Annotated in this window: 20 protein-coding genes and 4 pseudogenes; 11 read left to right on the top strand and 13 right to left on the bottom strand. The window is 59.5% G+C overall.

What is annotated here, in order from left to right; genetic code table 11:
• Positions 1-7 precede the first annotated feature (7 nt).
• Positions 8-472 carry a hypothetical protein gene (locus tag C7I87_RS32430; RefSeq protein WP_149908034.1) on the top strand — a complete coding sequence of 155 codons (465 nt, stop codon included), beginning with the start codon at positions 8-10 and terminating at the stop codon, positions 470-472.
• 558 nt (positions 473-1030) lie between these two features.
• Here the strand turns inward: C7I87_RS32430 and C7I87_RS32425 are convergent.
• Positions 1031-1899, bottom strand: a pseudogene (locus C7I87_RS32425) (IS110 family transposase); the annotation flags it as partial.
• 86 nt (positions 1900-1985) lie between these two features.
• Positions 1986-3182 (bottom strand): DUF932 domain-containing protein, encoded by a 1197-nt coding sequence (locus C7I87_RS32420; RefSeq protein ID WP_149908066.1) that lies wholly within the window; start codon positions 3180-3182, stop codon positions 1986-1988.
• A 311-nt stretch (positions 3183-3493) separates the two neighbouring features.
• Between C7I87_RS32420 and C7I87_RS32415 the strand changes: the two genes are divergently transcribed.
• Positions 3494-4006 (top strand): Ros/MucR family transcriptional regulator, encoded by a 513-nt coding sequence (locus C7I87_RS32415; protein WP_149908033.1) that lies wholly within the window; start codon positions 3494-3496, stop codon positions 4004-4006.
• A 149-nt stretch (positions 4007-4155) separates the two neighbouring features.
• Here C7I87_RS32415 and C7I87_RS32410 read toward each other — a convergent pair whose 3' ends face one another.
• The 3 genes from C7I87_RS32410 to C7I87_RS32400 form a co-directional block, all read right to left on the bottom strand.
• Positions 4156-4368: a cold-shock protein gene (locus tag C7I87_RS32410; RefSeq protein ID WP_149908032.1), complete on the bottom strand. Its 213-nt coding sequence runs from the start codon at positions 4366-4368 to the stop codon at positions 4156-4158.
• 341 nt (positions 4369-4709) lie between these two features.
• Complete coding sequence (locus C7I87_RS32405; RefSeq protein WP_149908031.1) at positions 4710-4925, bottom strand: DUF6894 family protein; 216 nt, start codon at positions 4923-4925, stop codon at positions 4710-4712.
• Positions 4926-4959: 34 nt separating this feature from the next.
• On the bottom strand, positions 4960-5694 hold the full coding sequence (locus C7I87_RS32400) for a Crp/Fnr family transcriptional regulator (RefSeq protein ID WP_149908030.1): 735 nt from the start codon (positions 5692-5694) through the stop codon (positions 4960-4962).
• 1292 nt (positions 5695-6986) lie between these two features.
• Here C7I87_RS32400 and C7I87_RS32390 point away from each other — a divergent pair.
• Positions 6987-7229, top strand: coding sequence for a DUF982 domain-containing protein (locus C7I87_RS32390; RefSeq protein ID WP_149908028.1), 243 nt, complete (start codon positions 6987-6989; stop codon positions 7227-7229).
• Between the two features lie 1075 nt (positions 7230-8304).
• Positions 8305-9289, top strand: a pseudogene (locus C7I87_RS32385) (GGDEF domain-containing protein).
• A 484-nt stretch (positions 9290-9773) separates the two neighbouring features.
• Here the strand turns inward: C7I87_RS32385 and C7I87_RS32380 are convergent.
• The 3 genes and pseudogenes from C7I87_RS32380 to C7I87_RS32370 all read right to left on the bottom strand — a co-directional run bounded on the left by C7I87_RS32380 (position 9774) and on the right by C7I87_RS32370 (position 11046).
• A complete protein-coding gene (locus tag C7I87_RS32380) occupies positions 9774-9968 on the bottom strand; it encodes a hypothetical protein (RefSeq protein WP_149908027.1) in 195 nt (64 codons plus the stop codon).
• Positions 9969-10059: 91 nt separating this feature from the next.
• A pseudogene (locus C7I87_RS36905) lies at positions 10060-10188 on the bottom strand (RNase H family protein); the annotation flags it as partial.
• Positions 10189-10863: 675 nt separating this feature from the next.
• Positions 10864-11046 (bottom strand): hypothetical protein, encoded by a 183-nt coding sequence (locus C7I87_RS32370; RefSeq protein ID WP_246696495.1) that lies wholly within the window; start codon positions 11044-11046, stop codon positions 10864-10866.
• 1015 nt (positions 11047-12061) lie between these two features.
• Between C7I87_RS32370 and C7I87_RS32360 the strand changes: the two genes are divergently transcribed.
• The 7 genes from C7I87_RS32360 to C7I87_RS32330 all read left to right on the top strand — a co-directional run bounded on the left by C7I87_RS32360 (position 12062) and on the right by C7I87_RS32330 (position 18373).
• Positions 12062-12715 (top strand): NAD(P)H-dependent oxidoreductase, encoded by a 654-nt coding sequence (locus C7I87_RS32360; RefSeq protein WP_149908024.1) that lies wholly within the window; start codon positions 12062-12064, stop codon positions 12713-12715.
• 69 nt (positions 12716-12784) lie between these two features.
• Positions 12785-13717, top strand: a complete 933-nt coding sequence (locus tag C7I87_RS32355) for a TauD/TfdA dioxygenase family protein (protein ID WP_149908023.1) — start codon at positions 12785-12787, stop codon at positions 13715-13717.
• A 77-nt stretch (positions 13718-13794) separates the two neighbouring features.
• On the top strand, positions 13795-15153 hold the full coding sequence (locus C7I87_RS32350; RefSeq protein WP_149908022.1) for an LLM class flavin-dependent oxidoreductase: 1359 nt from the start codon (positions 13795-13797) through the stop codon (positions 15151-15153).
• Positions 15154-15176: 23 nt separating this feature from the next.
• A complete protein-coding gene (locus C7I87_RS32345; protein ID WP_188394082.1) occupies positions 15177-16040 on the top strand; it encodes an ABC transporter permease in 864 nt (287 codons plus the stop codon).
• Positions 16041-16086: 46 nt separating this feature from the next.
• The gene (locus tag C7I87_RS32340) at positions 16087-17082 is read left to right on the top strand and encodes an ABC transporter substrate-binding protein (protein ID WP_149908021.1); all 996 of its coding nucleotides are present in this window, start codon (positions 16087-16089) and stop codon (positions 17080-17082) included.
• Between the two features lie 8 nt (positions 17083-17090).
• Positions 17091-17861: an ABC transporter ATP-binding protein gene (locus C7I87_RS32335; protein WP_149908020.1), complete on the top strand. Its 771-nt coding sequence runs from the start codon at positions 17091-17093 to the stop codon at positions 17859-17861.
• Positions 17862-18130: 269 nt separating this feature from the next.
• Complete coding sequence (locus C7I87_RS32330; protein ID WP_149908019.1) at positions 18131-18373, top strand: DUF982 domain-containing protein; 243 nt, start codon at positions 18131-18133, stop codon at positions 18371-18373.
• 444 nt (positions 18374-18817) lie between these two features.
• Here C7I87_RS32330 and C7I87_RS32325 read toward each other — a convergent pair whose 3' ends face one another.
• The 5 genes and pseudogenes from C7I87_RS32325 to C7I87_RS32305 all read right to left on the bottom strand — a co-directional run bounded on the left by C7I87_RS32325 (position 18818) and on the right by C7I87_RS32305 (position 24693).
• Positions 18818-19045: a cold-shock protein gene (locus C7I87_RS32325; RefSeq protein WP_149908018.1), complete on the bottom strand. Its 228-nt coding sequence runs from the start codon at positions 19043-19045 to the stop codon at positions 18818-18820.
• Positions 19046-19362: 317 nt separating this feature from the next.
• Positions 19363-20568, bottom strand: coding sequence for a plasmid replication protein RepC (repC, locus tag C7I87_RS32320; RefSeq protein ID WP_149908017.1), 1206 nt, complete (start codon positions 20566-20568; stop codon positions 19363-19365).
• A 153-nt stretch (positions 20569-20721) separates the two neighbouring features.
• On the bottom strand, positions 20722-21708 hold the full coding sequence (repB, locus tag C7I87_RS32315) for a plasmid partitioning protein RepB (RefSeq protein WP_149908016.1): 987 nt from the start codon (positions 21706-21708) through the stop codon (positions 20722-20724).
• A 68-nt stretch (positions 21709-21776) separates the two neighbouring features.
• On the bottom strand, positions 21777-22985 hold the full coding sequence (gene repA / locus C7I87_RS32310) for a plasmid partitioning protein RepA (RefSeq protein WP_149908015.1): 1209 nt from the start codon (positions 22983-22985) through the stop codon (positions 21777-21779).
• 696 nt (positions 22986-23681) lie between these two features.
• Positions 23682-24693, bottom strand: a pseudogene (locus C7I87_RS32305) (tyrosine-type recombinase/integrase).
• Between the last annotated feature and the right edge of the window lie 57 nt (positions 24694-24750).

Raw genomic sequence — 24750 nt, 5'->3', positions numbered from 1 at the left:
GCCGGCCATGAAACATCAGACACTTGAAGAACTGCATGAGGTCGCGGAAGTCGAAGTATCCTTTCCGGCTATGACGCGGCGTCAGCGTTTGGAACATTGGGCCATGCTGCTCGAGCGAAATCCCGAGCGGTGCCTCGCCGCATTCCCCGGGACGGAATATATGACCTTGGATGTGCGCCACAAAGCCCAGTCCCTAGGCTCCGCGCTCAGCATCGCTTTCGCCGATCCGACTTTGTGCGCTGAAGGGCTGAAAAACGATACGTATGGCGAAGCGCAGCGCTTTTTCGAGCTTTCGGATTGGCAGTTGCACGCTATTGTCTGCCATTGCCATGTAGGCGGGATGATGAAAGCCGGATGGGCTGCCGTTCAAGTTCGATCTGCCATCAAGAAAGAAGGCAAACTTTTCAGCAAATTGCGCGATGCAATTGCCCATTGGCCGGTGTTCCGCATTTTAACTCATGCGAGGGAGTAAAAGACGCCTCCCGGACGCCTACATACCAGTGACCCAAAAGGTCCAAGCACGTAAACGACGACGTGTTTGGACCTCAACATCACTGACTGTGACAACGGGCGAACGTCGCCCGTTTCCTTTTGCCAATCGACCCGGTCCGCAGATCACTCTTCTCAGAAATAGATCCTACAGAGATCCGCAGCACAGCGGCGATTATTATGTATCTGGTCCAAATCCTGTTGCGCCGCTCAGACAACCATGGTCAACCCTTCTCCGGAAGGCATTTCGACCGTCTGAAAGAAGAACTAGCAGGCTTCTCTGATTGGGGTCGTTGAGGTCAAGCTCCTCCGATATTTTTCCGGACTATGTCGCCCCGCGGGTCACTCGCTTCTCTTCGCGGTCGACTTAGGCCGCCGCATGATGGGGTCAGTAGAGCGAGGTGTCTCAATCTGTTGAACGACCTTGGGAGAGTCCGTCCCAGGATCGTGCCTGCTAACGAGATGACCTTACTCGTCCCCACGGGAACGATCCGGATCACGCCCTTTCGGGCTGTAACTCCTTTGGTCCGCTATCCTTGTGTCATGTCGATACGTGGCCCGGCGCCTTGCCGAAGCGGAATTCTGTTGCATCGCTCCACATGCGATGCAGGATGACGGCGAGCTTGCGGGCAACAGCAACTCGGGCCCGGGCCATACCGCGCCGCTTGGCCACGTTCATGCCCCACGCTCTGAGGCTCGACCATTTCTTGCTGCGCACGAGCAGCGAATGGGCCGCTTCATAGAGCGCGGTGCGGGCGCGCTCGGCGCCACATGGTTGATCTTGCCCTGAATGTCGGTCTCGCCGGACTGATAGCGTGCCGGCGTCAAACCGAGATGTGCCCCCACGTCCCTCGATCGCCTGAACCGGTCCGACCGATCAATCGTAGGGCGGAGAGCGAGCGCGGTGATGGGTCCCACACCTGGAACGCTCATGAGTCGCCGGCAGACTCGCTCCTGGCGGGCGATATTGAGGACCTGCTTTGTCAGTCGCCCGAACTCGCGCAGCATCGTGGCCACGATCGCCAGGAGCGGCTCGACCAGCGTCATGACGACCGTATCTGTGCCAATCAGCTCGCGCACGCGACCGCCGAAGGCAGTTCGCGACCGCGTGCCAAGCTTGATGCCGGCCTCCCGCAGAATCGACCTGACCACGTTCTCGATCATCCGCAGTTCATTAAGGACCGTCCGCCGCGCGACGAGGAGGACCGCCAGAGTCGACACTGCTGGCTCTTCACATGCACCTGCCGATACCAGGCCCGTGCGCATAATCTGCGCCAAGGCGCGGGCACATTCTGATGCGTCTTGTTCGGCATCATCTTTCGCGTTCACCTGGCGCGTCTCGATGCAAATCGCCGGCAATCCTTCGGCGCGAAGACCATCATAAAGCCAGGCTGTCACCGAGCAGGCTTTACCGAAAAAGAACAAAGCGCCGTCCTCGTGCTTTTGAGGACGACGCTGGCTTGACGGAGATCTCCTCCACGCCGGCATCGGAAGGATCAGGCGGCGAAGTCGAGAAGCTTCTTGGCCTTGCCTTCCATGTCCAGGCGAACATCCTGATGCGATTTGTCGCGCGCGATCCGCGTGATGCCCTGTACGAAGTCGAAAATCGATTCTGGCGGCCGGCCTTCCTCAAGCAGCACGGTATCGATGATCTTCGTGGTCTCGGACTTTGAAAAGCCGCGCTTGCGCAGGAAGCTCTGGCGATCTTCATCGTCCCGAGCGACGATCCGTTGCCGGGCCGCTTTGATGCCGTTGACGAACGGCATGGGCGAGGAATCGGCGAACTGGATCAGCGCCGGCTCGGCTTCCATGGCGAAACGCGAGGCGGCATACTTTGAATGGCGGATGATGATTTCCTCGAAATCTTCAACGCCCCACAGATTTCGGTTCTGACACACTGCGCGCAGATAGAAGCTGGCGATCCCGAGGGTGCGGGCTCCGACTTCGGAATTCCAGCAGTAGAAACCGCGAAAATAGAGATCCGGTTCCCCATTTGGCAGCCGCCCGGCCTCGATCGGGTTCAAGTCATCGACGAGGAACAAAAAGACATCGCGATCAGACGCGTAGAGCGTGGTGGTGTCGCTGGAGATGTCAACGTTCGGATTGTAGATCCCCGTCGACCAGTCGAGCACACCTGGCACCTTCCAGCGCGTATCCCCGGTGCCATTGCCGGCAATCTTCTGCACGGCCTCGACCAGCTCATGGTCGAAAATCCTGCCGTAGTCGGGACCGGTCACCGCTCGCAACTCTAGGCGACCGTTTTGGATTTCCAGCGTCTTCACCTGTTCTGTGCGGTGGTTGAGGAGACCGTGCTGGAGGTTGATCGCCGCGAGCGGAGCCGGAAGCTGACGCAGGTAGGTGGCCGGCGCGCCGACCAGACCGGCGAGTTGGCCAAAACTCCAATGTGTGGGGGCAACGGGTGCCTCGGCATCAGGCAGCATTAGCCTCAGGCGCTCCGGGTCGTCGCGGCTGGCCTCGACGCGGATTAGCTCACTTTCGACGATGCGCGTCTTGCTGCGTTCAGATCGCCGCTTCACCGAATTGTGGAGATCGGTGAGAGACAGGTATCGCTCGTCCGCCGGGCGGTTGGCCCACTCCGACGATACCCGGCCGATGCGCTGGCCGCGGTTGACGTCCACCATATAGCCGCCCCGTGGATTCACCGCGGGGGCGAGAGCTTGCAACTGGGTCATGGAACTTTCTCCGCGACGGGCGCCGGAAGCCTTTCCTCCAGCACTCCACCCGTCGCGACGGCCCGTCCATCCTCTCCCTCTGCCGTCCCGCCAAGGCGCAACGCCGCGGCCGCGCCTCGAGGCTCGATTGATTCCGTGCTTCAAAGAGAGCGTCTGTCGGGGTGCCGAAGCGAGGTCCCTGTTTTTGCGTAACTGCACGCGGCAATGGCTGCAAGATTGTCGCCGGAGCGGATCAGCCACGCTCGACCAGCCTCAGCGACTGCCGAAATAGAACTGCAATAGGTTCGTTGCTATCGGAAGCCGTCGTCACTATGAAATGTCTGTTCGACGCCAATCTTTTGATCCGCAAGGAGTGTTTCGTGACAGAAGAAACCGAGAGCAATACCGATAACCTCGTCGAACTGACGGTCGATGTAGTCTCAGCTTATGTTTCAAACAATCCGGTGCCGGTCGGTGAACTGCCCGCCCTCATCGGACAGGTCCATGCCGCCCTGAAGGGCACGGCCAGGGCTGTGGTGTCGGAAAGGCCTGAAGTTCTCAAGCCTGCCGTGCCGATCAGGAAGTCGGTGACGCCCGACTACATCATCAGCCTGGAGGACGGGAAGAAGTTCAAGTCGCTGAAGCGGCACCTGTCGACCCAATATGGCCTGAGCCCGGATGAATATCGCGCCAAATGGGGCCTGCCAGCGGACTATCCGATGGTCGCGCCTATCTATACCGCAACGCGTTCTGCCCTTGCTAAAACCATGGGCCTCGGCCGCAAGCCAAAGGAGCCCGAAAAGCCGACGCCCGCGAAGCGCCCCCGGAAGAAAGCCGCGGCCTGATCATACCCTAGGGTCGGTTCCGGCGCGTTGCGAAGATGGGAAAGGCGAGAGCGGCCCGCCTTTCCCGTGAAACAGCTTGGTTTTCACATGGCTTGCCCCGAAAGCTTGAGCGACGTCCTGTCGGCTGTTCCGGGGCGAGAGGGCAAGAATCAGCCAGCTTTGCTGAGATTGCCAGCAGAGGACTTGCCAGTACGGCGGTCCTGCTCGATCTCATAGTTGACCTTCTGGCCATCAGCGAGGGTCGAGAGGCCCGCACGTTCGACAGCGGAAATGTGGACGAAAACATCCTGACCGCCATTGTCGGGCTGGATAAATCCAAATCCCTTGGTGGCGTTGAACCACTTCACGGTTCCCGTGGCCATATGCGTACTCCCTTAGCAATCGCAGCGTGGCCCGGCTGTAAAGCCCGACCAGTTCTTTGGCGATAGACGCAGCAAACGCGACAAATCGCAAGACCCTGACCCCGAAAATATCGACAAACGTCGCCTCAGCAGCGTCGAAACGCAGGTGAACCGCACGGTGCCCTTTCTGCGCCAAAAGGCGGTCAACGCTCCCGTGACGAGCCGCAATGGGTGCGTCACCGACGAGAAAAATCGCGCGGTATCAGAGTACGCGTTCGAATGAACAGGTTGCGTCGCGCTGAACCTACTAGACGTGTGAGTCCGGCGAGCTGCCGCCCTGGGAACGGTGCTCTGCTTCGACCTCAAATTATTGAGGCCCGTAAGACAATGGCGCCGCCGTCTTCACGTACCTTGATCACCAGCTTATGACGATCCCCGTACGGCAGGCTATCCTTTATGATTTCAACAAGGGCGCGCGTGGCCTCTTCTTTTACCTGATCGAAGGTATCACACTCGGTGCCTTCATCATCAGGATAGAACGTGCCGTTATCGTCGACATCGAAATAATAGAGGGCCATTTGCCCAAACTCGCGCCTATCGTGTTGGTTCCCATTAGGCGACAATCTGCGGCTGGATCTCGATGTCTCCCATAAGCCGCTTGTATTCAGCCTCTGATTCCCCGTAACCACCATCAGCGAGGTCGATCAGGCCTTTGCGGTTGCGGATAACGACTTCACCACGCCTAGACTGTATAAAGCCCCGCCCTTCTAGGCCTTGAAGGGCAATCGTCACGCCTGGCCGTCTCACACCAAGCATCACCGACAAAAACTCGTGGGTGATGCCAAGCCGATTGCCAAGAATACGGTCGTCACACATGAGCAGCCACCGTGCGAGACGCTCTTCGATCTTGGATCGCGCGTTGATCAGCGCGGTGTATGTGGCCTGGATGTGAAAGGCATGAACGTATCGAAGCAGAAATGGCCGAAGCGTGTTGCTTGTGTCTAAGGCGTTTTTGAATTTCGCCGCCTCTATCATCATCGCTTCGCTGGTCATCTGAATGAAGCAGTCGTGCGTGGCACGGTCATCCCCCATGACGAGGGCTGAGCCCGTCATGCCTTCAAAACCAATAATGCCGACCTCAGCATCAACGTTTGCTCGCTTCTTTGCCACCACCGAGGCGAGGCCACTTTGAGGAAAATAGACATAATCGATTGGCTTGCCGGCCGTTTCGAGAGGGCTACGCAACTCAAGGAACGTATCGCGAAGATGCGGCACGAGGAGGTTCAAATCAGCAGGTGGGAGGCGCCGCAACAATTCATTCTTATTTGGCTCGATTTGCCGGTCCATGGCTCTTCCATCAAAAAGGGCAAGAGCACGCGATCCCTCGGCTGTCTGCGCCCCGGGGCCTTCTGCAGACGACGCAGCGCAAATTAGTCCGTGGGACCCTGGAAGTCCGGCTTGGTACGAAACTGACAATAGTCGCCGCCTTTCCGAGCGGGAAAAGGTGCTTGTGAAGCAGGCGCGTTCCCGCGGTATCGAGGAACGACCAAAGTCGACCCGCGATATTGTTCCTTTAAATGGCGATCGGTGGCCCCGGAGTGACGCGCAAGAGCGCTCGAGATTTCGGGCCGAAGGCGGGGCGCCTTGGGATGGTCGCTCCCACGCGTCAGTGCGTGAAGCTTAAACTGACGACACCGCTTTGTACGCTTTTGACTGGATTAAGCGAGTCAAATCGGCCGGCCATCGAAATGCGCTCGATTGTACGTTTGCAACCAATCGTCGAAGTGACGTTGTTTTCCCCAGCCCACGCTACATTCTATCCGCATGGGAAAAGCCCGAATTAGTTCCAAACCCGCCGGGGAAAACTCCCCTTACCCGGTTGAGTTCTTCGCCCAGAAACACGGCCTAACCGCAAAGGCGTCTGGGGTTATTATTCGCGCGAACGGACCATCGAGACGGGCATGCGACATAGCAGCCGTGGCTTTCATTGCAGCGGTGGCGCGGCGGAATAGGCAGTCGCAGCGCTGAGAGATTAGCGTGCGCCTAATTCTCTGCCCGGAAATCCTGCACGAAGCAGGCAAGCCCTCGCGCACCATCTGTCGAAAACAGTCCTTTATTATCGAAAATTCGAAAGCGGAAATTTCGCCGTCCATTCGTTAAGCCATCTAACAACTTCCGAACTAGGCGGGAGCTGAGACGGCTCCCAACAGAGGTAGATCAAACCTGTCTTAGGGCCTCGCAAGGGCATGTCTAATTCCCTACAGACTGCTCGGACCTCCGGTTTCCCGGGTTTCCCAGACAAACAAAAAAGCCCCGCCGACCTGAGCCGACGGGGCAGATGTTGGATGGTGGACCCAAGGACCGTTCAGAGGGACGAACCGTCGGCGACCCGGACCTCCGCCCGCCCCGCAAGCCCGCCCTCTACCTCTGTTGGCGTCCGCGCCCCTCTAGAAGCGCCGCGGCAACGCCCCCATCAGGGCGGCACCCGAGGAGGGAACGCTCGGCCTTCATGAAAGCTCGCGTGGGGCCAAGGAGACGAATGTGCAAGGCCTCTTTGGGCCGCTGCCAATCCATGTATGAATTGACCCAACGTCATGATACGCAAGTCCCGTAGCGACCCGGATTGAAAGTGTAATTGCATGTCAAGCAGGTTCGTCCGGCCCGTGGTGGTGCAAGTTGGCCGCCATGACCGGGAACGCGTCATACTCGATGTCAACGAGGCGGCTACGATCCTGCTGCGGAATTTTCCTGATCAGACGAAGAAGCGAAAACTGGCTATGGATGCATGTCTTCAGGTGCTGCGTGGTGAAGCTCGGCCACCAGTTGCCAGACGAGCTTTCGTAGTAGCGGCGTTAGAAGCGAAAATCCTCCGCAGCGACTGAGGTCAAATCGATAGCAGGGCTGCGAAGCGCCGGGGCTTTTCCCCTGCGCTATTTGCTTACCATCCAGTCCACCAGTCGGGGATCTACGGTCTGAGAGCCCGTATATATCTGGATGAGTTCCTCAGCGTATTTTCGCCACCCGCTCTCCGGGATGCTTTCCTCCAAGACCGCTTTTTTGAAAGTCGTCCTCAGGATGTCGGCATCGAGCGCTGATAATCCGAATTTCGCCATGGGTCCCTCGTGCAGCACGAAGGGCGAAAGTCATTCCTCGTGCGAGCCACGATATCAATCAAAGAAGGTTTGGCGAGTCAAATCCCCATGCCGCCCTTTCAGGCATCCTATTTCAATTGGGTTTGTCAACCGGATATTCGCCCTAAATATCGTGAACGAAGGGGGAATTGGCCTTCCAATCGGCAGCGTGTCCGGCTGACCTGGGGTGCCTCACACGTCTGAAACTTCCTCGGAGCAGGCGGAGCGCAGCAAAGCTGCCAGATCATGACTTGCGGAATGTAAAAGGGGCCGGCCCAAGCGTCGGTGCTGGCGATAGGGGCCCAGGCGACGGGCCGGAGCACCGGCTCTTGGGAAAGTGGGATGTAGCCGAATAGTTCCGGAGGCGAGGCGGCGCAAAATGTTGTGCGGGCAGCCGGAGTTGCCCGCATCGGCTATTCCGAGCGAAGCTCTCATTTGCCTCGGTGTCGCAGCCCGGCTCACAGGCTGTTTTCCCTCACGCGCAAGCCGAACTGACCACTGTCAGGCGCAGAAGTCAGGTCGAGGCCGCCTCAAGAACGGCCTTGTCCCGCGCCGGCACGCCAGCGGACGGTGGCGACGCCGATAATAGTCCTCTCCAGTTTGCCGGTGTCCCATAGTTCACCGACCCGCAACCTTGTCGTCGACTCTTGGAGCAGCAATGGCTTGCAGTCGAGCACAACGCAGCAGAGACCCACCGGCAGCCGGCGCCCTGAAATCCGCAAATCAGTTGGTAGTCAAATCTTTAGGATAGCTTGGCAAGCTTTCCGTTGCGACGACCGGATGGCTCGACGAATGTTCGGGAGAAGCGGTTAAGGATCCCGAACTCATGCACATCGACGGGCAGGAAGACCCTGCCTTAACCGCCGAGGTTGACCGGCTTCTGGCGCGCCGCAGGCGCGACATTCGCCTCAAAGGCGAGATCAAACGGCTGTTTCGAGCACGTGTCTGGTCGCAAACAGCGAAGATTATCCGCGCTCGGATGATCTGGGTGGCTTTGCTGGACGTGCTGACCCTGGCGCTGAACATGTTGATCCTGCCAAGGCCGATCGCGCTGTCCATGCTTTTGCCTGGTACCATCATCCCGCCGATCGCCGCGACCACTGTTTTTGTCTGGCGAAGACCGCGGCCGCCTTGGATTCAAGGGGCTTCGCTGATCGCGAGCATGTTCTTCATCTTGTTGTCGGTCGCGTTGGTCGGCGTCAGCGCGGGTGGCGAGTTCTACGAACGGCATTTGAACATCATGCTGTTCGTGGCCATAACAGCCATCATCATCTTCGGCATCCCTCTCGCCTGGACGGCGATCATTGCCGCCTTGGCGCTCGGTCTCTATCTTGTTTTTCAGTTGCAGAACCCTGTCGCGATGCTGATGTGCGACATCGATCACTTCAAGAAGCTGAACGATCACCTCGGCCATGCCCAGGGCGATCGCTGTCTCGTTGAGGTCGCCAGGATCATTCAGGAAAACGTCAGGCGCGATCGCGATCACCTTGCCCGCTACGGTGGCGAAGAGTTCCTGGTGCTCCTGCCCGAGACGAGCGAGCAAGAGGCGGTCTCTGTAGCTGAGCGAATTCGTAAGAGCGTCGAGGCAGCCGCTTTTACGAACCCTGGATCCCGCGTGTCGCAGCGTCACCCTCAGCATTGGGGTTTCGGTTCAGTCGGCTGAGGAGGCCATCTCACCCGAACAGTTGCAGCGTCACGCGGATACGGCCCTCTATCTTGCCAAGCAAGCCGGCCGCAATCGGGTGCTGCTCCACGGGCCGGACAAGTTTGATGAATCGAACCGGGGAAAAAATCGCCAGAAAGCTCTTTGACTTCAGGTCCAGACCAGCGGCGGCATTTCGCCGGCACCGCGCCGGATTGTCTACACCAGCGCAGTCTACCCTCACGACCGGAGAGCGATTTCCACCGGCAGCGGCGAGCGCTGATTCTGGAGCGAACCTGACGCCCTTTCAGCGGAATGCCGGAAAGCACGCCGATGACGTCCACCTTGATCCTGTGCCGCCGCACACGCCCGACTTTGGTTTCTTTGACGGCCGGCGAGCATTGTCAGATTTGGCGTGTTAGGTCGAGTTTTGTGTCCCATCGTTCAACTCAACAGGAGGCCTGCAAATAGCACAGCGATCGCGAGCGAGAGTGGGACCGCCAGAAGCCAACCGGCTTCCAACACGCTATTTTGAGCACGGTACATGATGAGGCTCCTTCCTGTCCGTTCAAGAACGAAAGGCCCAAGGCACACGATCGGTTCCCAACTTTGTCGATGGCCCGCGCCTGTTTAGGGATAAGCGCCTCTGGGCATCAAGCCTTCTTCCGCTTCAGTAGCGTCACCAAAACAGTCCGCATCGACGAGTGTTCGTCGCCATCAATCTCGACGGTCCAATCGTCGTTGCGTTTGTGCCAAGGGAGTTTCGCGTCCCGTAATGCCTGCCGGAAGGCCTTTGGGTCAATGCCGACGGATCGAGCCATGTCAGCAGCGTTTGTCAGCTTAGGCATCAACTCTCCTTTGCTTTTTCGTCAAGCATATAAGAGTTCGCCGAGTCCGGCGATGGGCGGGCAACCGCTATTGGCAAGTTGCCGGGGCAATCTAAGCAAATATCGCCTTTCGGGCGGCGTCATTTGCCAGCCGATCGACCTCCTCGTTTAGGGGGCCACCATTGTGGCCGTGCACCCATTCCCAAGTGATCTCGCGGCCCGCGAAGCAGGCTTCCAATTCTTCCCGGAGGCCCGATTCAGAACGGCTTTCGCTGCCCGTTGCGCCAGCCCCCTCTGGCTCCGGCCGGCGGGTATTTTAGTGTTCGGTCGGGAACAGCCCCGTTATTCGCAAGTTCCGGCGAAGGCAGCGTGTCCGGGGCTTTTCGCGCTGCTGGCCGGCCCGCGCCCTCCTGTGGGAGGCGCGGGCCTAAGTGGCCCGGTGCTGGAACATATGTCAGAGACAAAGGTTCGGGAGCCAGCCGCCTACTCCGGGCGGCATGCACTCTGTGAGCTGCCCGCCTGGCTCCGGCCGGCAGGCTTTTTGTGAGCTATGTGGGAACTTGGTATGTCTCGGCTGGTTCGAAAGCCGGCAGCTCCCCTGCTGCCGGTCAGGTCCCCAAGACCTGGCCGGGCCCGCTTCGCCACCAGTGAGGCGGGCCTACTACAACTGTCTGGCAGGGTAGGTGTGCTTGAGCAGGCCAAGACGGCTCGTTCATTTAAATGACGCCGCGCTGGCAACGACAATGCTAGGGTGGTGTAAGCTGGCGATGATCCCCCTCTAGCCGCGCCAGTCAGGCTCGGCGTTGATCCCCCTCAACCGCTTGGCTCTACTACGTACATGCCGACATGCTGAGTAGCTCGTACATGTCAAAAGCCCCGGTGCAGACCAAAGCGCCGGGGCTTTTCCTTTGTGGACCTATAGCTGGCGTCCTTTAGGGACGATGGTGAGCTTTGGCGCACGGGCTTCCCGAATGATCTTGGCGGCTTCATCTGTCGTGATACCGCACTTGCGAGCATAGTAGGAGGCTTCCGTTTCAAGCTCGCCTTCGATCGGGATATCAATCACCTTCTTTGCTTTGTGCTTGGCCTTCTTGCCCATAGGACGAATCATACCACAAAAATGATGCGCCCCGAACAAGGCGGCGTGGCGATTGTTCCGTCCGTTACCTCCTGATGATCCAGAACGCGCTCGCACCCGGTAAGCTCGAAGATGAGGCTCCTGGCCAGGTTTCGCAATTCACAACTCGGGCACGTCAGTTTCCGAGGCCAAATTTCGAAATACAGACCGGACGATGTCTGCATAGAACGCGGACACTCGGTGCTTCTCAGCCTCCCTGTGCGCCTCGTCCGCCTTGCGCTGGCGTAATCGCTTTAGAAGGTCGCGTGAAGCTGCGATTGCACGGCGGGATTGGGAATCCGGTGCAGAATTACGTCGGAACTGGCAAGGCCAGACAGGTTGCTGGTTAGCCACCTGTCTCGAAAATTGGCGCCGCGCGTGCTCATGTCTACCAAGCCGCTGGCGCATATTAGGCCCAGTCAGTTGGAGGCGCCCCGCCTAAAAATCTCAAGCTTCTCGCTGTAAGAAAGCCGTACCTTCTCACCGCACCGTTCGCATGTGAATATCGCGACGGACTTGACCCAGGAGCCCTTCCTAACCAGCTTGGCTCTGCAGCTCGGACACTGCAGGGTCAGATCCTTGTCGAGCAGGCGATTAAATAAACCCATTCCATCTTCTCCCAAGATGAAGAGGTCCTGCAAGATGGGTGCCAGGGCGGCGTCCTGAAACGACACAATAGGCTGGCGAGATTGGCTCGATAGATTGACGGCGAGGTGGGGCCGCGCGGATCGTTTCCATTGGGCGAATTGGGGCCGTCGCTCGCGCTCCTATCAGCGTTGAGCTCGAGGCCGCTCGAAGCAGCCTAGCGCGGTGATTGGCAAGACGTCCGTCACGGCTCATCGAAAGCCCCGGCTCACACAGCGTCGAAACCGAGAAAACGAATTTACGAACTGCTGCAAACAAGCAATCTTCTTTCTCTATAGAATTTGTATAATTACCTAGCCTGTTCCCTGTCTTCGCGAATGCAGTCTGCGTTCCAAAGGAGAAGGGCCGGACCATGACCACTCCCGCAATCGTCGGATTTTCCGGCAGCTATAACTCTCCCTCCCGCACCCGCATTCTGATCGAAGAGATCGTCGGGCGAGCGGCACGCCGATATGACAAGACCTCCGAGATCCTCGATGTTGGCCAGTTCATTCCCCATCTGGGTGCCGCAGTCCGTCTTTCCGATCTCAATCAGACGGCAAGGAGGCTCGTTGACCGCCTCCTTGAAGCCGAGGCATTGGTTATCGCCAGTCCGGTCTACAAAGGCAGCTACACCGGGCTCTTCAAACACCTGATCGATCTGCTCGAGCCCACTGCGTTCAGTGGCATGCCAGTTCTTCTCGCCGCGACGGGCGGCGGCGATCGCCACGCGCTGGTGATCGAGCATCAGTTGCGGCCGCTCTTCGGCTTCTTCGAGGCGCGAACGCTTGCGACCGGAATCTATGCCTCGGAACGGGATTTTGCCGATCCGATATCCATCTCCCCTGCCCTGGCAGAGCGACTCGACCGCGCCATTGGACAGTTCGCGCCCTATCTCGAACCGCGAATTTCAAAGCGAGTTGTCCACGCAAGCCAAAGTGCTCCGAGCGAACGGTGCGGCGAGCCCAGCGCATGCGCGCTCCTTGCGCCGAGTTCCTCTCGCCAGGTTGGAGTGAGGGATGGTTGACGCCCCTTCGGACATTGGAGAACCCCGAATCTCTCCCATCCAGCAGTTCACTTAACGACGGAGACTATAATGACCAAGCCAGTTCTGGTTGACGCTTCCATCCCACAAGCCGACGTCGCCCCGCTCACCGTGCGTGTTGGCGCGGAAATTCGCAACGTCCGCCTCTCCGGCGATCTGCCGCACGCGGTCGTGGCCGGCATCAACGACCTACTGCTGCGCCACAAGGTGGTGTTCTTCCGCGACCAAGGCCACCTCGACGATGCCGAGCAGGAGCGCTTTGCGCGCCTGCTCGGTGACCTGGTGCCACATCCGACTCAGGGTCCGGTCGCCGGGACGGCCTCGATCCTCGAACTCGATTCGAGCCGCGGTGGCGGGCGAGCCGATCAGTGGCACACAGACGTCACGTTCGTTGACGCCTACCCAAAATTCTCGGTTCTGCGCGGCGTCGTCATTCCGCCGGCGGGTGGCGACACGATCTGGGCCAACACCACTGCCGCCTATGAGAGCCTGCCGACGGCGTTAAAACTTCTCGCCGACAATCTTTGGGCGGTGCACTCCAACGCATACGACTATGCCGCAGCCCGACCGCGAGCGACTGATGTGGAGAAAAAGTATTTCGAAGAGGTGTTCACCTCGACGATCTACGAAACCGAGCACCCGGTCGTGCGGGTTCATCCCGAAACTGGCGAACGCACGCTGCTTCTCGGCAATTTCGTGCAGCGCTTTGTCGGCCTTTCGACGAACGATTCTCAAAAACTTTACGAGGTTTTCCAATCCTACGTGACCGCACCGGAAAACACCGTCCGCTGGCGTTGGCGGGCCGGAGATGTGGCGATCTGGGATAACCGAGCCACCCAGCACTATGCTGTCAATGACTATGGCGACGGCCACCGGGTCGTCCGCCGCGCGACCGTGGATGGCGACGTGCCCGTTGGCATTGACGGGCGTCGTAGCGCCACCCGCACCAAGGTAGCCAAACCGGCGACGGCGAAAGCCGCCTGAATCCAGCCCATTTCCCTCCAGTCAGCCAGATCCCTCGGGTCAGCCATATCCCTCGAGTCAGCAATAAGAGGAACGAGATGTCCAGAAAGATCAGACTTGGCGCATTCCTGCCTGGCGGAGGACAGCATATAGCGGCCTGGCGCCATCCCAACGCACCGGCCGACGGCGCGACCAATTTCGAGTTCCACAAGCAACTCGCGTTGACCGCCGAGCGCGGCCTGTTCGACGCCTATTTTCTTGCCGACAATCTGACCGTCGGCCTCGGTGCCCGCGAAGGCGGCAACGCCAAGATCGCCGGCTTCGAGCCGGTGACGCTGTTTGCGGCACTGGCGCCATTGACCACGCATCTCGGCTTTATCGCCACGGCGTCCACCACCTATGAGGAGCCCTATACCCTCGCCCGAAAGTTCGCCTCGCTCGACCTCTTGTCCAACGGCCGGGCCGGCTGGAACGTCGTGACTTCGGCCGGCGACGAGACCGCGCAGAATTTCAACCGCGACACGCAGCCTGATCACGCCGACCGCTATGCAAGGGCGCATGAGCATGTCGAGACAGTCAAGGCGCTGTGGGACAGCTGGGAAGACGACGCTTTCATTCGCGACAAACAGTCGGGCCGCTTCTACGACAAGGACAAATTGCACGACATCAACCACAAGGGCGAACATTTCAGCGTCAAAGGTCCTCTGAATGTGCCACGCCCGGTGCAGGGCCACCCCGTGGTGGTGCAGGCTGGCCAGTCAGAGGACGGGCGCGGGCTCGCCGCGCACTCGGCCGAGGTGATCTTCACCGCCCACCAGAAGCTCGAGACGGCGCAGGAATTCTACCGCGACATCAAGGCGCGCGTGGCGGAAGTCGGCCGCGACCCGGCGCAAGTGCTAATCATGCCGGGTGTCGCGCCCTTCGTCGGCCGCACCGAGGACGAAGCCCGCGCCAAATACCAGCAGCTCAACGACCTCATCCTGCCCGAGGACGGTATCGCCCTGCTCAACGGCCTCGCCGGCCAGACGCTCGACATCAGGCGCTATCCACTCGACGGCCCGCTGCCGGTAGCCAAGGAAACCGAAGGCATGAAAAGCCGCCAAGCGCTGATCCGGCAGATCGCGGACGAGCACAATTTTACGATCCGCCAGCTCTACCAATGGGTGGCGACGGCGCGCGGCCACTACACAATCGTCGGCAGCGCCACTCAGGTCGCCGACAAGCTGGAGGAATGGTTCGCCAACGAGGCCGCAGACGGCTTCAACATCCTGCCGCCATGGCTGCCCGGCGGGCTCGACGATTTCGTCGATCTCGTCATCCCCGAACTGCAGCGGCGCGGCCTGTTCCGCACGGTTTACGAAGGCCGGACCTTGCGCGAAAACCTCGGGCTCAAGCGGCCGGTGAACCCCTGGACCGCAGCCCGGGCCGCCCGTGCGACCGTGCTCGCCGCCGAGTGATCCTTGAAACGAAAGGCATTGCCATGACTTTGCAGCACATGGAGCGGCCGGTTGGCATCGGCACGCATGAGGGCACGGAGAGGATTGGTGCGGGAGGGCTTGGCATGGACTTCCAGCGGCTCACTGTCCGGACCACGGTACGCATCATCTCGCGCTATGGCGTGCTTGTTGGCTTCCTGGCGCTGTGGCAGGCGGCGGCGAGCAGCGGTTGGGTGAATGCCGCCGTGCTGCCGCCGGTCGACATGATCGTCGCGGCACTCTGGAAAGGTCTCGCCGGCGGCAGTTTGCTCGGCGACATCGCCATAAGCCTGCAGCGCGCGGGTCTCGCCTTCGCCGCGGCGGTCATCATCGCCATTCCGCTGGGGCTAGTGATGGGTCAGGTCCGCGCCGTCGAAACGGCGCTCGACCCGATCCTGCAGTTGTTCCGCCAGACCTCGGCGCTGGCGCTTTATCCGGTGTTCATCCTGCTTTTGGGGCTGGGCGAGGCCTCCAAAGTATTCGTCATCTTCTGGGCGACGCTGTTTCCGCTGCTGCTCAACACGATCAGCGGCGTCAAGGAGGTCGATCCGAAGCTGCTGGAGATGGCGCGTGTCTATGGCGCGCGCCGGCTGACGGTGTTTCGCCGCGTCGTGCTGCCGGGCGCGGTCCCTTCGATCTTCGTCGGCCTAAGGTTAGGGGCCACCACGGCGCTGTTGCTCTTGATCGCTTCGGAGATGATCGGCGCCAACAAGGGCATCGGCTTCCAGGTGATGAACGCGCAGTACAATTTCCAGATCCCGCTGATGTTCGCGGCGATCGTCATTCTGGCGGCGCTGGGCCTGATCGCCAACCAGGTGCTGGTCAGCCTACAGCGGCGGCTCTGCCGCTGGAATGATCCCGTCAGCTAAACAGCCTTCCGTTTACCTCATTTCCTCAACAATGAAAGCCCGGATCATGACCATCACCCGCCGTACGCTTCTTCTTCGCGCCCCGCTCGCAGCCGGCATCATCGCTGCCGGACTGCCTTCGATTGCGCGGTCGCAAGCCGCTTCCATCAAAATCCGCTATCTCGCCAGCCGTGGCGGCATCTCCCCGCACGAGCTTGCCGATGAGCTTGGTTACTTCAAAGGCCTAGGCATCGAGCTCGAAAATGTCGGTTATGTCGGCGGCGGGCCTGAGTCGCTGTTTGCGCTCGCCTCCGGCAGCGTCGACCTCGGTTCGGCGGCGACACCCGCGGTGATCAACTCGATCACCGGTGGCAACGACTTCGTCGCCGCCTATCCGAGCAATGGTATCAACAAGGACGTCAAAAGCGTCTTCTACGTACTTGAGGATAGCCCGATCAAATCGATCGCCGACATCGCCAGCAAGACGATCTCGGTCAACACGCTGGGCGCCCATCTCGACTATACGGTGCGCGAGGCGCTGCACAGCGTCGGTCTGCCGCCGGATGCGGCAAAGCTGGTCGTGGTGCCGGGACCGCAGCTCGAGCAGACCTTGCGCTCCAACCAGGTTGACATCGCCGGGCTCGGTTACTGGCAGGCGACCTTTGCCGGCGCGCTGGTTGCCAATGGCGGCGTGCGCGGCGTGTTCAACGACACCGAGGTGCTCGGCGAGATCGCCGGCGGCTTCGTCGTGTTGCGGCGCGACTTCATCGCCGCCAATCCAGATGTCGCACGCAACTTCGTCGAACAATCGGCGCGCGCGTCGGACTGGTCCAGGCAAAATCCCGACGAGGCGCGCAAGCTGCTCGCCGGCATCCTCAACAGGCGTGGCGAGAACGGCGATCTGGCGCGCTACTGGACGGGCTTCGGCCTGCGCGAAAGGGCTGCCGTAACTGACCGCGACGTCGACTTCTGGGTGAGCATTTTGGAGCGCGACGGCCGTTTGAAAAAGGGCGGGCTCAGGGCCGCCGATATTCTATACCGGCCTAGCCAAACCAAGAGCTGAGGGCGGAGATGAGCGTGACAAGCATCAATCGTGGCGGCGAGGTCACGATCCGCGACCTGTCGAAGTCGTTCCCGATTGCCGGGCGTGAGCTTGCCGTGCTGCGCTCGCTCGATCTCGACATCCGTTCCGGCGAATGCCTGGTCATCGTCGGGGCCAGCGGCTCCGGCAAAACGACGCTGCTGCGCATCCTGGCCGGGCTAGAGGCCGCCGACAACGGCACCGTGGCGATCGACGGCAGAAAGGTCGAGGGCGTCGGCGCGGAGCGCGCGGTGATTTTTCAGGAGCCGCGCCTGTTGCCCTGGCTGAGCGTGCTCGGCAACGTCGCCTTCGGCCTCGAAGTCCGTGGCGTGCCCAAGCCGGAAGCCGAGGAGCGGGCGCGCTTCTACATTGCCCTGGTCGGCCTTGCCGAATTCGCCGATGCCTGGCCGCGCCAGCTTTCCGGCGGCATGGCGCAGCGCGTCGGCATCGCTCGCGCCTTGACCGTGCAGCCCGGGATCCTGCTGCTCGACGAGCCGCTCGGAGCTCTCGACGCCATGACCAAGATTTCCATGCAGGAGGAACTGGCGCGTATCTGGAGCGAGGAAAACGTCACCATGGTCTTGGTCACACATGACCTCGAGGAAGCGATCTATCTCGCCGACAGGGTCCTGATACTGCCCAAAGAGAAAGGCGGCGCGGCGCGGCTGATCAGCATCGACCTGCCGCGTCCGCGCGACCGCAGCGAGAGCCACTTTGTGCGCTATCGCGAGGGACTGCTGCGCGAGTTCGGCCTGCACTAACGGCCAGAAGAGCTGAAGCGCGCCTAGCGACCCGGACCTCCGCCCGCCACGCAAGCCCGCCCTCACCTCTTGGTGTCCGCGCCCCGCTAGACGCGCTGCGGCAACGCCATCAGGGCGGGAGCGAGGAGGGAACGCTCGGCCTCTCGCGTGGGGGCCAAGGGAGACGAATGTGCAAGGCCTGTTCGGGCCGCTTTCAGTCGATGTATGAATTGACCCCAACGTCATGATACGCAAATACCGTAGCGAGGCGGGATTCAAAGTGTAATCGTATGTCAAGCAGGTTCGTCCGGCCTGTGGTGGTGCAAGTTGGCCGACATGACCGTGAGCGCGTCATACTCGATGTCAACGAGGCGGCTACGATCCTGCTGCGCAGTTTCCCTGATCAGACGAAGAAGCGAAAACTGGCTATGGATGCCTGCCTTCAGGTTCTGCGTGGTGAAGCTCGGCCACCAGTTGCCAGACGGGCTTTCGTAGCAGCGGCTTTAGAGGCGAAAATCTTGCGCAGCGACTGAGTTCCACGTGAATCCTACCTGACTTCCAACGTGACCGTGAACTGAGCTTGACGCCGTCGCAGCGACACCTCGACTGGTGAAGCCGATAGCTGGCATCAAGCCTTGCCCGGAGGGGCACGTCAGGCCATATCTCTTAGGGCACTGGAAGTAAGCGCTTGCGGCACAGCGACTGATTGTGGGCAACCTGCGGGGGCATCTTCCGACCCCGAGGCTCGTTCACAGCGTCGAGCTTACGATAAAGGCCGGACTCGTGTCCGGCCAGTCGTAGAGGTCAAAACCTCGTACGGGAACGCGTCCCAGATAAATGGGAGTAGACTCTCCCTACATGCCTTGATGTAGGCCAACAAAGATGACACTTAGCAACAGCCAATAGGCCACCAGACTTGATTGTCGTGGTGTACAGAAGCCTTGCTATCCTGCCCAACTTGCTGAAAATACTTGGCCTTAGCCAGCCTTGTTAAGGTTGCTAGCCGACGACTTACCCGTGCGCCGGTCCTGTTTTAGTTCGTAGTTGATCTTCTGGCCGTCCGCGAGCGTCGATAGGCCGGCGCGTTCCACAGCGGAAATATGGACAAAAACGTCTTGGCCAACCCCGTCAGGCTGAATGAAGCCAAAGCCCTTGGTCGCGTTGAACCACTTTACCTTCCAGTTGCCATACAGGTGTTTCCTCATAGGTGTCTACGTGTCCGCTTGGCTGACCGCAGCTGTTTCAGATAGATGCAGCCAATGGCCTTCATGGCAAGTCTTTAGCCTGTTTAAGGGCCGTTGGCACCAAGCGGCGGCGCGCTGACCGCCGACGCCACCTCGATAACTGACCAGTGCCAGCATCGCATGATCGGGAACAGGACTCACGGAACCCCCTACCCTTGTGTCTCGTCGGTCAGACGGATAGCCACCGAGACTCCTGCCGGTCGGCGAAACCAAAGATCCATAAGGCCGCATTGGCTTTGAGCTAGTCGCAAAGCGACAAGCTGCGGGATTGGCGATCGTCATCCCGTCATCCTCACCGTCGCCCCGTTCGCCTTGAGCGCCGCCATGAGCATCGGCCCCACAGAGAACTGCCCTGCCGTCGCCTTTTCGGTCAGTACCCGCAAATAGCCGCCGGCCGAGTTGATGTGCTGCGCCCTTTGCAGGATGCAGGCAATCACGATCGCCGCGATCTCCTGGCCCATCACATGGCAAGCCTCCTCATACGCTGACGGCGAAACGCCCAGATATCCCCGCACCTGGGCGGCCGTTATCATGAGATCGCGCCAATTGCCGATCCCGTCGACGGCATAATCCGCAATTTCGGGGCAGGCCTTCAGCACCATCCCCAGCGGGTATGTTTTCGGCGCCTCTGCGGTCCTCGTCCTGGGCTCGGCCGTCGCCCCGCTTTTCTCTAAAGCAGGTTCAAATTCAAAAATAGAGTCGGTATTTGATTCAGATTGCTGCCGCTCGTTTTGAAGGTCATTGCCGCTCGGTTTTGTGGATTTCATATGCATCCCCAGCAGCTTATCCACTTCGTCGTGGAGCCCCGCTAGATCCGCGACGATTGGCTCAAGCTCGGCAATGCAGGCGCGGCGCGGAATTGCCTCCACAATGTCGCGGAAGCGTTTCCAAAGGCCTCCCCAGTCGCCTGGGACATCTTCGTCAAGGGCCGCCTCTATCAGCTTGTGGATGTCACGGCGGTGCAACGTGATCCGCTCGCGCATAAGCCTTAGCGCCCTGGTGTCGGCGCGCACGCGTTCGGCGGCCGCGTCGAACTCGTAAGTCCGGGCCAGCAGCGGTGCCAGGGAGAAGCCAAATGCTTCCTCGATCTCCCCTCCTCTGCCTTTGCGGGCGTAACGCTTGCCGTTCGGGCTATCCCGACGAATGATCAGCCCGCAGTCCACAAGAGCCGCCAGGTGCCGCCTGAGCGTGGCATCAGGCATTCCGTGTGCCCTGAGGGACAGCTGAGCGTTCGAGGGAAAGACGACGAGGTCGTTTTCCTGACACAACTCACTATCAGGATAGAACGATAGCAACGCATTCAGGACGGCCAGAGCACGATCGCCGATGCCGACGATGCTCTTGCCTTCGCAGAGGTTGCGGTAGATCTGCCACTTGTCGATGACCCTGCCCTTGGGAATCTCACGTGACTCGGTTTGCGCTGCCAACATGGCAAGCGACATCGGCCGCCGCCCAAAGGGCGTCGTTGCAATACCCGTCTCCATTTTCTTTCACCCTCGATTAGGCAAAAGAAATCTGCTCGCCAAAACGGCGCCACGACTCTTGACAGTGATTCGGGGAAATGCGATTCTCAGCTTGCGACAGACGAGAAGGGCTTCCGCGACGGTGACGTTCGGGGGCCTTTTTCTTTTGCGGTTTCAGTCTCCTGTTGTTGTCTTCTCTGACTTTCTGAACGCCTCATAAAGGTTGCCCAGATTATCGGAAATCCACGTCCCAAAGCGACTGCCGTCCGTCTCCTTTACGGCGATCGTAATGGCTTTGCCTGCCTTCTTGACGCTGACGCAAACTGCTTTGTCCTCAGGGATCCAAGATTGTGCTTGGGACTTCGCAGCCGCCTTGCGAACCGGCTTCCCCTTCGCATTCAGGGCTGCCAGCAACCTTGCGAAGCGCTCGTTGCTCTCCAACGCACCAAATTCTGGTTCGGACAAGATCGCATTAACCATATCGGCTTTCTTGCCGGCGAGCAGAGACAGCTCAACCCACCGCTCGCGGCCTACAGACGTAGCTGATCCAATCTTGCCAATCACAAATGCCGGAATTCTTGTGACAACTGACACCATCTTCGAGACCGCTGCGGCGTTCGAGGCCAATGCTGACGAGATAACATCTCTGTCGTATCCCAAATCCTCAAGGCGCTTTGCGAACATCGCCTTCTCGATGAAGCTAAGGTTTGCCCGAGCGGAATTCTCCTGACCTTGGGCAATTACATGGGTCCTGTCGTCGATCTCCTTGACGACCGCCCTCACCTTGCGTCCCAGCTCACGAGCAACCCGAACCCTGCGATGGCCGAAGACAATCATGTAGCGGCCGTCGGAGTTCGGATGCGGACGGACAAGTATGGGAGAATCCTGCCCCCTATCCCGAATCGCTTCCAGCAGCTCTTGGTACTGCTCCTGGTCGTCGCCCATGCGGTCGGAAACGAACGAGCCGTCGACTGCGCTTGGGTCGAGTTCCACGACATGCTCGCCCTCAAGATAAGCATCCGCTTGCTTTGCCAACTCGTTGACCGAGCGGATCATGGATTTTGACGCTCCGCGAATCGGATATGCCGCAGCTGCGGCAGATGACTCCCGCTCGCCGGTTTCCGCTTCTATGAGGCCTGCAAGAAGATTCTTACGTGCCATATCCTACCTCCAGGGATCGTAGGCCGTTGAATACATTTGGAAAAGGTGCACTTTTGTCAGCAGACAAGTCAGCGCCCCCATGCTTCATGAATCAAAGCTACGATTTCGCCATTAACGACGTCCAAGGCTTCCATTGCCCGCTCGTATGTGGACCGGGTCATCGCATTCTTTTCGACTTCGTAGAGTGTCTGCTTGGTAATCCCCGCATCGGAAATCGCCGTTGATTTCAGCATCTGGTTCTTGAGGATGAATTCGCCGAAAAGCGTATGCAGGAATGCGACCATCTGCGCTTGCGGCTGATCCGTAGGTTCGAATCGAGTAACTAGGTAGCGATACCACTCCAGATTCACCTCGGCACCGGCCGCTCTGATCGGCTCCAGGATGTTCCCGAGCATCAGCAGAAACTGGCCCATGCTCATCACATCGAGCATCTGCGGATGGATCGTGATCAACACTGAAGTCGCCGCGGTCAGTGCGGTGATCGTCAGGTAGCCAAGCTGCGGCGGACAATCGATAACTATGACATCGTAGCGATCGTCGACCTCCATTAATGCCTTCGAGATGCGCGTGAAAAACGCCCTGCCCACATTGGAAGACTTGTCTGTCATTGCCAGAGGCGTGTCGTATTCGAATTCCTGCAGCTCTAGGTTCGCTGGGACGATCTCTAAGCCCGGGAAATTCGTCGGCTTGATGATCTCGGAGAGAGGCACCCTCTCGTCGTCATAACGAATCGCGTCGTAAAGCGATTTCGTCTGGTCGAGTTCAGGCTGGAACCCATGCAATGAAGAAAGCGACGCCTGCGGATCGAGATCGACCGCTAGGACACGGTGCCCGGTAAGCGCAAGGTATTGGGCGAGGTGGGCAGCGGTAGTGGTCTTCCCGCTGCCCCCCTTGAAATTAACCACAGCTAAAATCTGAAGCTTCTCGCTCGGCCGCCGATGGGGAACATACATGCGGGCGTCAGATCGACCGTACTGGTCCAGATACTGCCGCAGCTCAAGCATCTGCTCAGCAGTGTACGAGCGTCTGCCCGACGTCGAGGTTTCAGGCACCGGTCCCTTTCCTTCAAGATGCAGTTTCTTCAAATGGCTCTGGGAAACCCCCAGATACGTGGCAACCTCCGCCAGAGAGAACGAACGAAGATTTTTCTTCGCGTGGGGAGGGAAGCGCTGCATCGAAAGCAGGTGCAACTTCTTCGATATCTGGTCGCCCTGATCGAGGATGCTTTTCTCGAACAGCAGCGGGATTTTTGTAGGAACGGGCGAGTTCACGTTCATTCGATCGGGACTCTCTAAAAACGATTTTTGACGTAAAAGCGCCAAGCAACCGTCATTATGTCCGATTCGTTCGCCCGGGCAAGAAATTTAAAGTTAACAAAAGCTTAAGGGTCGCAGAACATAGCTCAATAATATGTTTCATGCATCTGAATATGCTGCACAATTCGGCGATTTTGTCAGCGGACAAGCCTACCATCCAAGCACAAATCCTGCTTACCCAAGCGTCATGCCCAGTTCTTCGACTTCCTTAGGCGCTCCGCACCGGTGCCTGGCAAGGGATCACGACATTGAGCTTGTGACGTGTATCTGCAGATCAAACTCGACCGCGTGTTGGCCCGACATTGTAAAGCGGCCATGTTGTCTTTCACCTCCCTTGAAGACGCGAAGCGAAGGAGGTGATAGCTCGTCGGAGGAGAGGGGGCAGCGCTCATCAGCCAGTTGCCTCGCGATAAACGCCAAGTGCGCGGATGGAGTAATGGTATCGAGTTCGCTCACCAGACGAAAATGTGAACAGCACTCGTTGCCTAGAGTCGTGAAGATGGTTCCCGAACCGATGCCAAGCCGCGTCTCGGTGAGACCACCTCGACGAAGAGGCTCGCTCGCAGCTAGCGAAGCCGCTGTCGCTTCTACTTCCTGCTTCCGATACGCAAAGCTACCCGTCGCACAGCCACCCCAACCAAGCAAAAGAGAGGGGTTTCAGAGCCCGGACGCCTTGGTGAGATTGACCCGGAAGCGGTCGCGCCGTCGCTGATACTTGCGTGTCATCCCCGCCGAGACGTGGCCAAGCTGCTTCTGCACATAGGTTGATTAACCTCCGCGGAGGAAGCGAGGCTTGCGCAGCGAATGGCCGAAAACTTCTGGCCCCGCTCGCTCGCGAAGTGATCGCCGCGCACTCCGGCGGCCAAGGCCGTGCGCTTGACCAACCGGGCCACCTCCTGATCGTTGAGCCGATCGACGCCGACCGTTTACCCTGGCCAGTAACACGGCGGAACGAGGGGCCATGCGACGATGCGGGCAAACCTCAGCCAATCTCGAGCGCGACAACTGGGCAGGTGGCGCGGACGAACCGCGGCCGATCTCGACCTCGCGCCAGCCGGCCTTGCCGCGCAGCGTCACAAGAACAATTTGTCAAGCATCTCGACCCACCCGCGGCCATTTTCAGTTTGATCGCGGCCAAGATCGAGGCCGACGATTTCGGAGCGGCACAGGCCGCCTGCGAAGCCCAAAGCAGCATGGCGCGGTCACGCAGGCCGCGCAGCGTGCTGCGGTCGAGCGTCTTCTGCATGGCAACAAGATCGTCGCGCAGCACAGCTTCCTTCTGACGGGGCGAGCACGGTGGCGATATGACGGTCCTTCCGGTCAAGCGATGGGCCGCGCTGCGTGTAGTTCCAGGTTAGGGATGACAGGCGGCGCTCTGTCGTCGCCACCGCCTTTGTGTCCCTTCCACTGCTCGAAGCCTATGCGTTGATGTAGAGGCCGACGATCTGCGGGTCTGGCGGCTGCGAACCAAACGGCTGACGCCGGCACGGGCTCAAAAAATGCTTGCAGTTGGCGGCATGGCGCGACGGGTGTTTGCGGAACGCGCTGCTTCGACATAAGCGCGCGCACGGTCGGCTTGATCCTCGTGCGGGCTGGGGCGGTGGCAGCAGCTTGAATAGCTCGGTCCTGGACTTGAAAGGTGTCGAGAACTGCCATATCTTTTGCACAAGAAATATGACTCTCAGTATGGTAGGATGAATTCTGTGGCCCATGCACTCAAGGTCCC

Source organism: Mesorhizobium sp. SARCC-RB16n (assembly GCF_008520305.1).
GTDB lineage: Bacteria > Pseudomonadota > Alphaproteobacteria > Rhizobiales > Rhizobiaceae > Mesorhizobium.
The sequence above is the reverse complement of the archived record's forward strand: the minus strand, read 5'-3'. Positions and strand labels throughout refer to the sequence as shown.